General features: G+C 45.7%; 1 protein-coding gene. It reads left to right on the plus strand.

The genetic code is table 11. From position 1 onward, the window contains the following. The coding region (locus tag J4G07_07025) for a transposase (GenBank protein ID MCE2413741.1) at positions 1-317 on the plus strand (317 nt) is incomplete at both ends.

The following is a 317-nucleotide window of genomic DNA, read 5'->3' on the forward strand; positions in this document are numbered from 1 at the left end:
ACAATACTATCAAACTCAACTTGACACAGCACTAGAGCATCAGGACACACCGACAACCTTCAAAAAACTCGTGCCGATTGTTTTTGCTGGACTCCCGGAGTGGCATACCGAAACACCTCGACAGATAAAAGTCGGTGCGGTGATGGATGCCTGCCAAGCGGTAAAGACTGCGAAGATAAAATGTAAGGAAACCGGCGAGTTTCAAAAAGTTTCGTTTCGTTCAAGGAAACGCAAACAGACGCTTTACCTACGCGCAGATTCATTGAAAAAAGATGGATGCTATGTGCGGTTGTTAGGCGAAATGAAGATGGCAGAAC

This window comes from Candidatus Poribacteria bacterium, assembly GCA_021295715.1.
GTDB lineage: Bacteria > Poribacteria > WGA-4E > WGA-4E > WGA-3G > WGA-3G.